Raw genomic sequence first — 14,214 nt, forward strand, 5'->3', positions numbered from 1 at the left:
ACAGGTAAGGGAGGACGAATGTAGCGCGAATGGGTTGTTTCGCGTAGCGGCAAGGACGCCGCCGTCTTCCCTGTCGTTGCCTGCCCATGAAACTCCCGCATCTGCTGCTGCTCAACTTTGCACTAGCTACTTACCTTACCGGCCTTATCTGGACGGTGCAGCTAGTGCATTATCCCGGCTTTGCCTACGTGGCGCCCGAGAAATTCGGGGCCTTCCACCAGCATCACACCCGTACCATGAGCTGGGTGGTGCTGGCCCCGATGGTGCTGGAACTGGGCCTGGCCGGCTGGCTGGCCGGGGCCGCCCCGGAGCTGGGCTCAGCCCGTTGGTGGCAGCTGGCGCTGGTGGTGCTGATCTGGGCCAGCACGTTCTTCATCTCCGTGCCTTTTCACAACCGCCTCGGCGCCGAAGGTTACGACTACGTGGCCATCGACGGGCTGGTGCGCACTAACTGGCTCCGCACCGTCGCCTGGACCATGCGGAGCAGCCTGCTGGGCTGGCTGCTGTGGAAGATTTTGTAGCATTGCCGCGGCGCGGGCGTCCCAGGGCTAAAGACCCGGGCTAGTCAGTGAAACAGCCAACGAAGCATAGCGCCGCTCCGTAGCCCAGGGCTTTAGCCCTGGAGCACCCGCGCCGCCCGAACGACAACTACCGTATACCGAGGCGCGAAGCAAAGGCTTCGCGCTACAATCTGTCCCACAATGCTTCCCGCCGCTACCGACTTCCTGCCCGAACTTCAATTCCAGACCAGCCGCAGCAGCGGGCCGGGCGGCCAGAACGTGAACAAGGTGGAAAGCCGCGTGGAGCTGCGCTTCCGGCTGCTGGAGTCGCAACTGCTCACCGATGAGCAGAAACAGACGCTGCAAATCAAACTAGCTTCCAAACTCACTGCCGAAAGCGAATTATTGGTGGTAGCCCAGGAAGACCGGAGCCAGCTGCGCAACAAGGAAACCGCCCTGCGCAAATTCCACGAGCTGCTCAGCAAAGCCCTCTTCAAACCCAAGGCCCGCCGCCTCACCAAGCCCGGCAAAGGTGCCGTGCGCCAGCGCCTGGAATCCAAAAAAAAGCACGGCGACAAAAAAGCCAACCGCGGCCGGGTAGATTTTTAGTGCTTAGTTGATAGTGACTAGTGCTTAGGCTGTTATCGTCTCGTAGCTTAAGCACTAATACCTAATTCAGATCCAAGCCGAACAGAACGCCGAACCAGGGGCGGTGCTGGTAAATCCAGTGGCGGCCATCGGGGCCCAGCAGGTGGTCGGCGCCCACGGCCAGGCCCAGGTTGAAAATGTGCGCGTCGTAGATGGCGGCGGCCCCAGCGTGTAGCACGAAGCCTTCGTAGTCGGTGGTGGCGTGCTGGCGGGTGAAATCGGAGGTGATGGCCGAGGAGCCCAGCCCGGTGAACAGCCCGTAGCCGAGGCCCGTGGTGCGTACCAGCGGCCGGCGCTGCCCGCCCACCTGGCGGTGACTGGTGAGGTGGTAAAAATCGAGGCGACGGCCTAAGTACAGGGCGGCGTTGAAGTTGGTGTTGAGCTGGACCGGCACCCCCGCCCGGGGCGGGCGTATTTTAAACGGAATCGTAAATACGTCGAGGTCGAAGCGGCGGGCAGCCAGGATTACGTGGCGGCCCGGCTGCAGCCGGTAGTACGGCGGTAGCTCCCGGGTTTGGGCCTTGCGGCTGAGGCTGTCCGGGAGCAGGTACAGCGTGTCGGCGCTCTGGCGGGCGTACACCGGCTGGCCCAGCGGCAGCCGGGCGTGCAGCGCCGCGTCGTTGGTCTGGATGGCGCGGTAGCGGCCCTCGGGCAGGGTATCGAGCTGGCCCACAGCCGCGCAGCCGGAAAGCAAGGCTGCCGGCAGCAGCGACGGACACAACCTTCGGTAGCAAGCAGATACTGGACGAAGCTTCATCGTGAACAGACTAATCGGTGCGCCGCTCTAAATCCAGCCCTTGCGCCGGAACCACACGTAAATCCCCACCGAAATGACCACCATCGACACGATGGAAACCGGGTAGCCGAATTTCCAGGTCAGCTCAGGCATGTAGTTGAAGTTCATGCCGTAGATGCCGGCAATGAAGGTGAGCGGCAGAAAAAACGCCGAAAATACCGTCAGTACCCGCATGGCCTCATTGGTCCGTTGCGACGACAACGACAGGTACAGGTTCATCAGGTTGGTGGCGGCCCCGTCGAGCTGCTGGTAGAGAGTTTCTACTTTCACCTGCAAATCCTGAGTGTCCTGGAGTAGCGTAACGTGGGCCGTGGCGCTGGCCGTCTGGCGGCGCAGCATCAGCAGAATGTCGCGGGTGAGCAGCAGCAGCTGTTTGGCAGCTGATGCCTTGCGCTTCAGAAAATACAGGCCCTGCAAGGCGTTGGGCACTTCCCGCTTCAGAAAGATTTCCGCCTCGTAGTCGTCCAGCTCCTTGGTGAGCGTGAGGGCCGGTTGCACGTAGCTGTCGAGGGCATAGCGCACCAGATGAATGGCTACCTCGGCGGGCGTGGCGCACTCCTGGCCGGGGGCGCGGGCCACGTTTTTCAGCTCGCTCACCACCGGATGCGGCCGGCGATGTACAGTAATGAGAAAGTCGGCGGTATAGAACACGGCAATCTTAGTACTCAACTCCTGAATAGTGTCGGCCTGGGTGCTCTCGGGCATGCTGAACACGCGCAGAATCACGAAGCTCAGGCCGCCGGTAGCCTCAAACTTGGGCAGGTGCGTGGGCTCCAGACAGTCACGCACTAGGGCATCGGGCAGACTGTACTGCGCGGCCACGGCCTGCAACTCGGCGGCGCTGGGGTTGGTGATGTCGAGCCAAGTAAAAGGAGCCTCCTGCTGGGTCAGTAATTGTTCGGTCATTGCGTTTGGCCGTTAGCTGGTAGGTGAGGGCTGTTCTTCTACGTTCAGGAGCAGCTAACGGCCAAGAGCTAAAACACCCTACAGCAGCGTGCCGCGTAGCACGAAGGTGGCCACTGAGAAGTAGATGATCAGGCCGGTAACGTCCACCAGCGTCGCCACGAACGGAGCCGACGACGTGGCCGGGTCGAGGCCGAGGCGGCGCAGCAGCATGGGCAGCATGGCCCCCGACAGCGCCCCCCACAGCACAATCCCCAGCAGGGAGAAGCCTACCGTCACGGCAATCAGCTGCCAGTAAGGGCCAAAGTAGCCGGGGTCGATGTAGTTGGCCCACAGGACGATGCGCAATGCCCCCACCACGCCCAGGATACTGCCCAGCGCGAGGCCAGAAAGCAGCTCCCGCCGCATCACCAGCCACCAGTCCGACAATGAGAATTCGCCCAGACTCATGGCCCGGATGATGAGGGAAGTGGCCTGGGAGCCCGCGTTGCCGCCCGCCGAGATGATAAGCGGAATGAACAGCCCCAGCACGGCCGCCTTCTGCAGATCATCTTCAAAATGGTGCATGGCCGAGGTAGTGAGCATTTCCCCGATGAGCAGAATTACCAGCCAGCCGGCCCGCTTCTGCACCATTTTCCAGATGGGCGTATCGAGGTAGGGCGCATCCAAGGCCTCCGAGCCGCCCAGCTTCTGGATATCCTCGGTGTCTTCCTCCTCCCGGATATCCAAGATGTCGTCGATGGTCACGATGCCGAACAGCACGCCTTCGTCATTCACCACGGGCAGGGCCACCCGGTCGTTGCGGCGGAATACCTCAATGGCTTCCTCCTGGTCCTGCATCGTGTTGAGCTGCACGAAGCGCCGGTCCATCAGCTCGCTCACGCGCTTCTGCGGGTCAGCCAGCAGAAATTCCCGGATGCGGATATCATCAATAAGGATGCCCCGCTCATCGGTCACGTACAGCACGCTCAGGGTTTCCGACTGCCCACCGTGGCGGCGGATATAGTCGAGCACCTGCTGCACCGTCCAGCTTTCCCGGATGGCAATGTAGTCGGGCGTCATCAGGCGGCCCACCGAGTACTCGGGGTAGCCCAGCAGCTCCAGCGTCACCTTGCGCTCCGGCTCCGACAGCGTCTGGATCAGCTCCCGCACCAGCTCGTCGGGCAGGAATTCCAGCAGCGCCGTCCGGTCATCGGGCGACATTTCGTTGAGGATATCCGAAATTTTATCCTGCGACAGATTAGCCAGAAAGTGCTTCTGAATGTCGAGGTCGAGGTACTCGAACACCTCCGTGGCCAAACGGAGCGGCAGCAGCCGGAAAATAATGAGCTGCTCCCGCTCTTCTTCCTGTTCCAGCAGCTCTACTACTTCGTTCGGCTCAAATGACTTGAGCGCCTCCTTGAGTTTGAAAAACTCGCCCTCCTGAATCAGGGACGTGATGTGGTCGGTAGTCGGGTGCTGATTCATGAACTGCAGGAAGGGGTGTTTTTCGCTAGGCAAACGGGACTTGGTGAAACGGCGGGAACCGGCGCGCAAAAGTAGGGCTTTCGGGCCCGGTTTCCGTGCCTCTGCGGTAACTTTCTGGTGGGTTCAGCCTCATGTACGCTGAACTCAACGGTAGGGGCGGGGCAGGCGGAGAAAAACGTAATTGTCCACCCCAGTATGGCCGTGTTCCTGCGCCGGGAGCGTTGCGGGTGCGCGGCCACCGCGTACATTTGGCCCTATACCTGCTCTCCTGCTTATGCTCCAGCCGCCCGTTGCTCCGCCCCTCGGCACGCTCGTCGCCCTCGGCGGCGGCGACGATGATGCCATGCTGGCCCTGCTCTGCGACATGCTTCCCACGCCTGGTACGCCCGTGGAGATAATTACGGTGGCCTCCCGCGACGATACCCGTTCGGCCCGGGCCTACGAGCGCGCCCTGCGCGAGCTGGGCTGTACTGCCGCCCGGCACCTGCGCATCAGTGAGCACCACCCCGCCGATGCCCCCGATACCCTGCGCCGCCTGCGCCGCGCCGGCCTCGTGTTCTTTTCCGGCGGCGACCAGGAGCGCATCACCGATTTTTTGCAGGGCACGGAATTTCTACGCGTGCTGCACGAGCGGTACCAGCAGGAGGAAGACTTTATTATTGCCGGTACCAGTGCCGGGGCGGCCGTCATGCCCGAGTATATGGTGGTGGAAGGCTACGGCTGGCGGGCCTTGCGCAAGGGTGGCATGCTCACTAGCACCGGCCTGGGCTTGCTGCCCCAGTTGCTCATTGACCAGCACTTTGTGGAGCGGGGCCGCTTCGGGCGGCTGGCTCACGCGTTGCTGGCGCACCCTATGTGCCTGGGCGTGGGGCTGGCCGAAGAAACCGGCCTCATCATCCGGCAGGGGCGCTACGCCGAGGTATTCGGCGACGGAGTAGTGATGGTGGTGGATGGCCGCCACCTGCACGGTAGCAACCTGGGCCGCATCGGAAGGGGCGAGCCGGTAAGCGGGCAGGATTTCCGGGTGCATCTACTGGTGGCCGGCCAGCTGCTGGACCTACATTCCCGCGAAGCAGGCCCCAGGGTGGAGATGTAGCGAAGAGGCCGGAATAGGTCCGGCCGGATTTTGGTTCCCTGAGGAAGTACTCACAAACTCCCAAAGTCACCCATAGAAACTTGTTCGGCGTGCCGACTAAATCATTGTCTTTTTCCCTACATTTAGGGCCTAAACCCCCAAAATTCTCACTCATCTTTTCTCCGGTATGAATCTAAAATCTCTACTCCTCGCGGGAGGTGCGCTGCTCTCAGGCTCGGCGGCCTGGGCGGGTGGCTACCAGGTAACGCTGGCCGGGATAAAAAACAACGGCATGGGCGGCGTGGGCGTAGGCCTCTCGCTGGACCAGGCAGCCATGTTCTATAACCCCGGCGCGCTGGCCATGGTAAAGGAGCGCGGCGTGCAGATTGGGGCCAACCTGACGCTGGCGCGTAACGCTTTTGTAGCGGAAGGCGGCAACCAGCAGCGGCAGCTGCGGAACACGGTAACCACCCCGTTCAGCCTGTACGCCGGTTTCGGTCCTTCGGAAGGTAAATTCCGGGCGGGCATTGCCGTGTACACGCCGTTTGGCAGCAAACTGCAATATGCCGACGGCTGGGAAGGCCGTACTTCCCTCACCGATATTGACCTGAAATCCATCTTTGTACAGCCCACCGTAAGCTACGCTATTACCGATCAGCTGAGCGTAGGTGCTGGCCTAGTGGTGCTGGCATACGGCGCGGTGAACCTGCAGCGCGACGTGCCGTTGCCCGATTCGTACGGCCACATTGAGTTAGATGGGAAGGCCGAAACGAAGATGGGCTTTAACGCCGGTATCTTCTTCAAGCCGTCTGATAAGCTGTCGGTTGGCATCAACTACCGCTCGAAGATTGATGCGCAGGTAAAAGATGGCGACGTGACGTTCTCCGGTATTCCGGCTTCGTTCAGCTCCCGCTTCCAGGCGACCAGGTTCAGTGCTACGCTGCCGCTGGTGGCTACTACCAGCATCGGTATCGGTATCATGCCCAACGAGAAGCTGACTATCGGTCTGGATGCCAATCTGGCCCAGTGGAGCAAGTACCGCGTGCTGCGCTTTGACTTCGATCAGCAGATCAACGGCTCTACTTCCAGCGAGTCGAAGCGGTTTTACCAGGATGCTCTCACGTTCCGTCTGGGTGGTCAGTACAAGCTCACCGAGGGCCTGACGGTGCGCGCCGGTGGCGTGTATGACGAAACGCCCGTGAAAGACGGCTACGTAACGCCCGAAACGCCGGACAATGACCGCCTCAGCGGTACGCTGGGCGCTTCGTACGCCTTTGGTAAGTTCAGCGTGGATCTGTCGGGTCAGTTCGTGAGCATCAAAAAGCGCACGGAAACCCAGGCCGACCTGCTCAACAACGGCACTACGGACCGCATTGCCGGTACCTACAAAACCAACATCGTGATTCCGGGCATCGGCCTGAACTACGCTTTCTAACCGCGACTCGCTCTCTGACTCATGAATACTTACCTGTTTCGCAAGGTTACGCCTCTGGTGGCGCTGCTGGGCCTGGGCCTCACGGCCTGCCAGCCCGATATAGAAGACGACTTCCGGGCGGATAAAGGCTCCGCTGATTTCTCCCGTTACATTGCCGTTGGTAACTCCCTCACTGCCGGTTTCTCCGATGGTGGCCTGTATCTGGAGGGCCAGCAGAACTCGTACCCCAGCATTCTGGCACAGCAGTTCTCACTGGCCGGTGGCGGCGAGTTCAACCAGCCGCTGTTCACGGAAGCTCAGAGCAATGGCTCGGGTTACCTTCGTCTGACGGGCTTTACGGCCGCCGGGACGCCCACTACGGCCAACGTGACAACTAACCTAGCAGTGCGCAGCGCGACCCCGCTGCTGTACACCCGCTACGATGGCCGCGTAGATAACTTGGGTGTGCCCGGTATTCGCCTGAGCGATATCCAGACGCCAGGGTATGGCAGCACTCAGGGTAATCCTTACTTTGAGCGCATCACGTCTACCAGCACGCCCACGCAAAGCTATTTTCAGCGCGTGAAGGCGGAGGCAGCTACGGCTACGTTCTTCTCTAACTGGCTGGGCAACAACGACGTGCTGGGCTATGCTACAGCTGGCGGAGCTGCTAACATCATCACGAACGTGGATACCTTCCGCCTCAAAAATAACCGTATCATTAACGTGCTGACAGCTAGCGGGGCGAAAGGAGTAGTGGCAACTATTCCGGATGTGACCAACGTGCCGTTCTTCACTACGGTAGGGCCTACATTCCGTGCTACACTCGCGGCCGCTAGCGTACCCGGTATCGTGGTGCAAACAGGTTCGGCCTTCGGCGGACCTACTTCTACTAACCGTAAGCAGGTAGCCACTACCGATATTCGTGATGCCAGTGGTAGCGGCCGCCAGCTGTTCACCCTGCTTTCCTCGCCCTTCCTGGGGTTGCTGAATCAGCGTACCGGCCGCGCCTGGCGCTACGTGTACGCCCAGAGCGGCCAGCCAGCAGCCGGTTTCTCCCTCTTCCTGACGGCCTACGGTATTGATACCACGGCCACCTTCGGTACTAGCGCTGGCAACCCCATCCCCAGCCTATTTGTGCTAGATGATGTGGAGCAGGGCTTGGTACGTACGGCTACCACTAGCTTCAACTCCTCCATTGTGGCCAAGGCGAATGAAAAAGGTTTGGCTGTTTTCGATGCCAATGCTTTCTTCTCACGCGTTGCTACTTCTGGTATTGTGACCAATGGCGTAAACAATACGGCGGCTTTCATTGCCGGTAACCTGTTCTCGCTGGACGGCGTGCATCCTACCCCCCGCGGCTACGCCGTAGTGGCTAACGAGATGATCCGGGCTATCAATGCGAAGTATAGTGCCAAGGTGCCTACCGTGAATGCCAACGATTACCGCGGCGTACGTTTCCCGCAGTAAGTTTTCGATAGCACACCAGTAAAAAAAGCGCCTCTCCTGTTTTCAGGAGAGGCGCTTTTTTGTGGCAGTACGAAGTCCAGTTCAAGAAAGCTGCACCTGCTGCAACACTTCCGGCAACTGGGGCGCAGCCTCGCCGGCCAGGCGGGCGGCAATGAGTTGGGCGTGGTAGCGGCCGTTTTCGATAAACCAGCGGCTGGTGTTGAGGCCGCCACATACGGTGCCAGCAAGGTAGAGGCCGGGGCGGTTGGTTTCCAGCGTATCGGCGTTGTGGGTGGGCGTCTGGGCAGCGTCGGCTTCGCAGGTAATACCCAAGGTGGCTAGGAACGAGAAGTCGGGGTGGTAGCCGGTGAGGGCGTAGACGTGCTGGGCTGGCAACGTGCGCGGGCCGTCAGGCGTGTTCAGCTCTACGGTAGTGGCCGTGATGCTGGCCACGGTGCTGTTGAACAGGCAGCCGATGCGGCCTTCCTTGATGCGGTTCATTAGATCGGGGCGGATCCAGTACTTTACCGATTCGCTGATTTCGGGGCCGCGCACGACCAGCGTGGGGCGGGCACCGGCGCGCAGCAGTTGCAGCGCTGCCTTGGCCGAGGAGTTTTTGGCCCCGATAATCACCACGTCCTGGTCGGCGTGGGCGTAGGGCTCCTTATAATAGTGCGTGACGTGGGGTAAGTCTTCGCCGGGTACGCGCAGCAGGTTGGGCACGTCGTAGAAGCCAGTGGCTACTACCACAAAGCGCGCTCCGATGCGGCCTTTGCTGGTGACTACTTCATAGCGGCTCTGTTCGCCTTCCAGCCCAATTACCCGCTCGTAGAGGCGCAGGGTGAGCTTTTCGGTGTGGGCCACGCGGCGGTAGTAGTCGAGAGCGTCTTCGCGCAAAGGCTTGTAGTGCAACGTCGTCATGGGGTGGCCCCCAATTTCGAGCAGCTCAGGCGTAGAGAAGAACTCCATGTTGGTGGGGTAGCCGATAATGGAATTCACCAGCGCACCCTTGTCCAGCACGCACACTGAGAGGCCGCGCCGCTGCACTTCCAGCCCGCAGGCCAGCCCTACAGGGCCGGCCCCAATCACCACTACATCAAAAGAAGAATCCGTTGTCATATACTATACTACCAACTCAGCGGGCCGAGAGTTTGCGGCGACTCCGTTTCGGCTAAGAACGGCGGGCGCGCTTCTTGTGATTTAACGAATCAAGTGCGCCCGTACTCCACAGTACCCAGCCCATCAGTACGGGCTGGAAAAACAGCCGCCCGAACCGTTTGGCATCGGTATTGAGGCCGAATGCGGAAATATGGTGGGTGTACTGGTGAATATTGCCGGGGAAAACGGCCGCGTAGAAAGCCGCCAGCCCGATGCCCATCCGCACTCGGTTTTTGCCTTTCAGCAGTAGTAACGCCAGTCCCAGTCCAATTTCCACCACACCCGAAGCCAGTACGGTGGTATCCTTGCGCAGCGGCACGAAATCCGGCACCTGGGCCTGAAACTCGCGGCGCTGAAACGTGAGGTGTCCGGTGCCGGCGGCTACCATAAAAGTGCCCAACAGGCCGCGGGCTACGTTTTGCAGCGTGGTGGTATGAGGCTGATGAGGCATGTGGATTCCGGTTGAGGTGAGCAGTATACGAAGACTATACGGCCGCTCAGCCGGTGCGGATACCTACGCTTATGCGCAGGCACACGCAATAGCATCCCGAGTCTGGTTGCGGCACCGAGAGCCTGCCAGTGGGGTTATTTCCAAGCGTGTAGCAGACGACGAATCAGAATGATTTCCCCAGTATGATAAGCTGTATGGTCGCCAATCAGCATAGCTTCGCGCAAAATCGTCTGGCCGTCGCCGTGCGGAATAGGAGCCAGCAAATCCGTGCCGGGGGCCTGCAGCAGATCAGTGAAACGCTGCCGGTCCGCCTGAATCTGCTGAAGCGTCTGCTGCCAGGTAGCCTCATCGGCGATAGCCGTTTTAGCGGGCCAGTAGCCGGTGGGCCAATCCGGGGAAGTGTGCTCGGCACCGAGAGAAAACTCCACAATATCCCATTGGGCAATGCGCACGTGCTCTGCCAGCTGCCAGATGGTATACGGTACTTCCGGCACCTGCTGGTTCCACTGCGCGGGCGTGAGGCCGGCACATGCTTCCTCGAAAGTAGCGTGAGCGTTGGCCTCCGTGAGAAGGCTGATAAGCTCCGTAACAATTCCTTGTCTGGTGGTCTGGTCCATTGGTTTAGTAGAGAATTTAGTGTGCCGCAGTATGCCGTAGTGTGGTAGCGCAAATTTTGCAGTTCGCGCTACTGTCTTTAATGCGCCTGCAACCAGTTCTGGCCGGTGCCAACTTCCACTTCCAGCGGCACGCCGTGGGGTAGGAGCAGGGCGGTGGCCATCAGCTCCTTGATTTTGGGTGTGATGTAAGCCACTTCCTCCTGCACGGCGTCAAACACCAGTTCGTCGTGCACCTGCAGGATCATCTTGGTTTTAAGCTTTTCCTGGCGCAGCCACTCGTGTATGTTGATCATGGCCTTCTTGATGATGTCGGCCGCGGTGCCTTGGATGGGGGCGTTGATGGCGTTGCGCTCGGTGTAGCCGCGCAGCGTGGCGTTGCGCGAGTTGATGTCGCGCAAGTAGCGGCGGCGACCCAGCAAGGTAGTGGCGTATTCCAGCTCGCGCGCCTTGTTGATGCTATCGTCCATGAACTGCTTCACTGACGAAAATTCCTCGAAATACGTGTCGATGATGTCGGTGGCTTCCTTGCGCGAAATGCCGATGCGCTGGGCCAGCCCGAAGGATGAAATGCCGTAGATGATGCCGAAATTGACGGTTTTGGCTTTGCGGCGCATCTCGCTGTCTACCTCACTGAGCGGCACCTTGAACACCTTGCTCGCCGTGCTGGTGTGAATATCGAGGCCCTGGCGAAAAGCTTCAATCATGGTCTTGTCGCCCGAAAAATCAGCCATGATGCGCAGCTCCACCTGCGAGTAGTCGGCGGCCAGCAGTACGTGGCCGGCGTCGCGGGGCACGAAGGCCTTGCGGATTTCGCGGCCCTTCTCGGTGCGAATGGGAATGTTCTGCAGGTTGGGGTTGGTGCTGCTGAGGCGGCCGGTGGCTGTTACTGCCTGGTTGAAGCTGGTGTGCACGCGGCCATCCAGCTCGCACACCAGCTGGGGCAGCGCCTCCACGTAGGTGCTGCGCAGCTTAGTGAGTTGGCGGTATTCCAGAATCAGGGCAGCAATGGGCGCGTCGGCGGCCAGCTGGCTCAGGATTTCCTCGCCGGTGGCATACTGGCCGGTTTTCGTCTTCTTGATTTTGCCCCGGCCCAGGTCCATCTTATCAAAGAGCACCTCACCCAGCTGTTTCGGTGAGCCAATATTGAATTCCTGACCAGCCTCCAAGAAAATCTGCTTCTCAATATCTACAATGTAGCCCTGCAGCTCAGCTGAATACTCGCCCATAGCCGAGGAGTCGATTTTCACGCCCTCGTACTCGATATCGGCCAGTACCGGCACCAGCGGGTTTTCCACCTCGTTGAGCAAATCCAGCAGGCCCACTTCCTTCAGCATGGGCTCAAACACGTGCTTGAGCTGCAGGGTCACGTCGGCATCCTCGCAGGCGTAGTCCGACACCTCAGCCGGGGGCAGGTCGGCCATGGTTTTCTGGTTTTTGCCTTTGGGGCCGATCAACTCCGTGATGCTAACGGGCGTGTAGTGCAGGTAGGTCTCGGCCAGCACATCCATGTTGTGGCGCATGTCGGGCTCCAGCAGGTAGTGGGCCAGCATGGTATCGAACAGCGGCCCGCTCACCTGCACGTTATAGTGCTTGAGGATGGTGAGGTCGTACTTGATGTTCTGGCCGATTTTAAGGATGTGGGCGGCCTCGAAGAACGGGCAGAACTCATCGATGAGGGCATGGGCGGCGGCGTGGTCGTCATGCGGCACGGGCACGTAATAGGCCTCGCCGGACAGCCAGCAGAAGCTCAGGCCCACCAGCCGCGCCGTCATGGTATCGAGGCCGGTGGTTTCGGTGTCGAAGCTTACTTCCGTTTGCAGCAGCAGGAATTCCAGCAACGACTTACGCAACTCGGGCGTGTCGATGAGGTGGTACTGGTGCGGTACGTCCTGCAGCGTCAGGCGCGGCCCGGCGGGCGCTCCAAACGAGTTGGTTTCGCCTTCCTCGGCGCCAATGGCCACGGCCGCATCGGAGCTGTTGCCAAACAAGCTGCCCTGGGCCTCGGCCACCTTCGGCCGTCGCGCCCCGCGTCCGGCGGGCGCGGCACTCACGCCTGCAGGGCTGCCGCCGCCCAGCACGCGGGCAGCCAGCTGGCGGAATTCCAGCTCTTCAAACAGCTGGCGCAGCGCCTCCGCGTCGGGCTGATCCAGCACCAGCTTATCGGCCTCAAACTCGATGGGCACATCCAGGTGGATGGTGGCCAGTTCCTTGCTCATGAGGCCCTGCTCGGCGAAGTTGCGCACGTTTTCCTGCTGCTTGCCCTTGAGCTGGTCCACGTTGGCAATCAGGTTTTCCACCGAGCCGTACTTCTGAATCAGCGCCTTGGCCGTCTTCTCACCGATGCCCGGAATGCCCGGAATGTTGTCGGAGGCGTCGCCCTGTAGGCCCAGAATGTCAATCACCTGCTCCGGCCGCTCAATTTCAAAGCGCTGCAGCACATGCGCCACATCCAGAATTTCGGCAGCGTTGCCCATAAAGGCCGGCCGGTAGATTTTGATGCAGTCGGTGACCAGCTGGCAGTAGTCCTTGTCGGGGGTCATCATGAATACCTCCCCGAAACCCTGCGCCTCGGCGCGGCGGGCCAGCGTACCAATCACGTCGTCGGCCTCAAAGCCTTCCACCATCAGAATAGGAATGTGGAAGGCTTTGATGATCTGCTTGATATAAGGAATAGCCAGACCGATGTCCTCGGGCATGGCCTGGCGCTGGGCTTTGTACTCGGCGTACTGCTCGTGACGGAAGGTCTTCTTGGCCGCGTCGAACGCCACCCCAATGTGAGTGGGCTTTTCCTTCTGCAGCACTTCCACCAGCGTGTTGGTGAAGCCCAGTATGGCCCCGGTATTAAGGCCCTTGGAGTTTACGCGCGGGTTCTTACTGAACGCGAAGTGGGCGCGGTAAATCAGGGCGAAGGCGTCGAGCAGGAAAAGCTTATGGGGCTGGTTGGCGGGGGCGTTGGGAGTCATGGAGGCGAAGGTACGGAAGGCAACGGGGCCGGGCCATAGCAACCAGCGGCTCGCTACCGGTGTTACGAAACTTCGGCCGCTGTTGCCGGCGTACAGCCGAAAATCTGCTCCAGTAGCCCCGGGGTTTGTTGTTTCTTTGTGCTTATACTACTTCTCTCCCGTACGCTGACCGGCTTGCTGCTGATTGCGCCAACTGTTTTAGCGCAGAATGCTACCCTGCGTCCTGCCGCGCCGGAACACGCCCGACAGGTAGCCGTCTTCCAGCAGGAACTCAACACAGAATACTAGGACTCCACCCGTACGCCTCTGTTGCGCGCCGCCCGCACCACGTTTGCGGGCCTGCCGTTCTATCCGGTTAATTACGCGGCCTGCGTGGAAGCCCGTTTCATACCCGATTCTCTGGGAGCTCCTTTCCAGATGCCAACCAGCACTACCCGCCGCCCGCTCTACCGCAAGTATGATACGCTGGAATTCGTGCTTGAGGGCAAACCGCAACGACTGGTCGTGCACCAGAGCCTAGATTTGCTGCAGAGTAAAGAATACAGCGACTATCTGTTTGGGCCTTGCATAGAACGCACCAACGGCCATGGGAGCTACGGGGGCGGCCGCTACATTGAACTACGTCGGGGCCAGATCAAAACGGCCGCGTCCTACTCGACTTCAACTGGGCTTATAACCCCTATTGCGCTTATGGTGGTACCTGCTCTGTCCCGTGCCTCCCCCGGAATACCGGCTGGCGTTAGTAGTGAAAGCGGGTGTGATGAGCAACCAGT

Annotated in this window: 13 protein-coding genes and 2 pseudogenes; 8 read left to right on the plus strand and 7 right to left on the minus strand. The window is 60.2% G+C overall.

Translation table 11 applies throughout. The features are described 5' to 3' along the window. Window positions 1-86 precede the first annotated feature (86 nt). Window positions 87-521 (plus strand): hypothetical protein, encoded by a 435-nt coding sequence (locus HSW_RS02505; protein ID WP_044000700.1) that lies wholly within the window; start codon window positions 87-89, stop codon window positions 519-521. A 180-nt stretch (window positions 522-701) separates the two neighbouring features. Further along, on the plus strand, window positions 702-1,109 hold the full coding sequence (gene arfB / locus HSW_RS02510; RefSeq protein ID WP_044000701.1) for an alternative ribosome rescue aminoacyl-tRNA hydrolase ArfB: 408 nt from the start codon (window positions 702-704) through the stop codon (window positions 1,107-1,109). Window positions 1,110-1,170: 61 nt separating this feature from the next. Here arfB and HSW_RS02515 read toward each other — a convergent pair whose 3' ends face one another. The 3 genes from HSW_RS02515 to mgtE form a co-directional block, all read right to left on the minus strand. After that, window positions 1,171-1,842 carry a hypothetical protein gene (locus tag HSW_RS02515; RefSeq protein WP_155832793.1) on the minus strand — a complete coding sequence of 224 codons (672 nt, stop codon included), beginning with the start codon at window positions 1,840-1,842 and terminating at the stop codon, window positions 1,171-1,173. A 90-nt stretch (window positions 1,843-1,932) separates the two neighbouring features. Then, window positions 1,933-2,850 (minus strand): magnesium transporter CorA family protein, encoded by a 918-nt coding sequence (locus HSW_RS02520; RefSeq protein WP_044000703.1) that lies wholly within the window; start codon window positions 2,848-2,850, stop codon window positions 1,933-1,935. A gap of 78 nt (window positions 2,851-2,928) precedes the next feature. Beyond that, complete coding sequence (gene mgtE / locus HSW_RS02525) at window positions 2,929-4,314, minus strand: magnesium transporter (RefSeq protein WP_052346762.1); 1,386 nt, start codon at window positions 4,312-4,314, stop codon at window positions 2,929-2,931. Between the two features lie 274 nt (window positions 4,315-4,588). On the opposite strand from mgtE, the gene HSW_RS22440 reads away from it, so the two are divergent. The 3 genes from HSW_RS22440 to HSW_RS02540 all read left to right on the plus strand — a co-directional run bounded on the left by HSW_RS22440 (window position 4,589) and on the right by HSW_RS02540 (window position 8,273). Continuing rightward, a complete protein-coding gene (locus tag HSW_RS22440; RefSeq protein WP_052346030.1) occupies window positions 4,589-5,410 on the plus strand; it encodes a cyanophycinase in 822 nt (273 codons plus the stop codon). A 166-nt stretch (window positions 5,411-5,576) separates the two neighbouring features. Further along, window positions 5,577-6,824, plus strand: coding sequence for an OmpP1/FadL family transporter (locus tag HSW_RS02535; RefSeq protein WP_044000704.1), 1,248 nt, complete (start codon window positions 5,577-5,579; stop codon window positions 6,822-6,824). 21 nt (window positions 6,825-6,845) lie between these two features. Continuing rightward, window positions 6,846-8,273: an SGNH/GDSL hydrolase family protein gene (locus tag HSW_RS02540; RefSeq protein ID WP_044000705.1), complete on the plus strand. Its 1,428-nt coding sequence runs from the start codon at window positions 6,846-6,848 to the stop codon at window positions 8,271-8,273. 81 nt (window positions 8,274-8,354) lie between these two features. Here the strand turns inward: HSW_RS02540 and HSW_RS02545 are convergent, their stop codons facing one another. From HSW_RS02545 to polA, 4 genes are all read right to left on the minus strand, one after another. After that, window positions 8,355-9,371: a YpdA family putative bacillithiol disulfide reductase gene (locus HSW_RS02545; protein WP_044000706.1), complete on the minus strand. Its 1,017-nt coding sequence runs from the start codon at window positions 9,369-9,371 to the stop codon at window positions 8,355-8,357. 52 nt (window positions 9,372-9,423) lie between these two features. After that, the gene (locus HSW_RS02550; protein ID WP_044000707.1) at window positions 9,424-9,861 is read right to left on the minus strand and encodes a DoxX family protein; all 438 of its coding nucleotides are present in this window, start codon (window positions 9,859-9,861) and stop codon (window positions 9,424-9,426) included. A gap of 134 nt (window positions 9,862-9,995) precedes the next feature. Then, entirely contained in the window at window positions 9,996-10,478 is a 483-nt protein-coding gene (locus HSW_RS02555) for a DinB family protein (protein ID WP_044000708.1), read from the minus strand. Window positions 10,479-10,555: 77 nt separating this feature from the next. Next, window positions 10,556-13,441, minus strand: coding sequence for a DNA polymerase I (polA, locus tag HSW_RS02560; RefSeq protein ID WP_044000709.1), 2,886 nt, complete (start codon window positions 13,439-13,441; stop codon window positions 10,556-10,558). A 138-nt stretch (window positions 13,442-13,579) separates the two neighbouring features. On the opposite strand from polA, the gene HSW_RS24040 reads away from it, so the two are divergent. The 3 genes and pseudogenes from HSW_RS24040 to HSW_RS25145 form a co-directional block, all read left to right on the plus strand. Then, window positions 13,580-13,729: a hypothetical protein gene (locus tag HSW_RS24040; protein ID WP_155832794.1), complete on the plus strand. Its 150-nt coding sequence runs from the start codon at window positions 13,580-13,582 to the stop codon at window positions 13,727-13,729. A gap of 21 nt (window positions 13,730-13,750) precedes the next feature. After that, window positions 13,751-14,056, plus strand: a pseudogene (locus HSW_RS25140) (DUF1684 domain-containing protein); the annotation flags it as partial. 26 nt (window positions 14,057-14,082) lie between these two features. Next, a pseudogene (locus tag HSW_RS25145) lies at window positions 14,083-14,184 on the plus strand (DUF1684 domain-containing protein); the annotation flags it as partial. Window positions 14,185-14,214: the final 30 nt, after the last annotated feature.

The sequence above is a fragment of the Hymenobacter swuensis DY53 genome (assembly GCF_000576555.1).
GTDB lineage: Bacteria > Bacteroidota > Bacteroidia > Cytophagales > Hymenobacteraceae > Hymenobacter > Hymenobacter swuensis.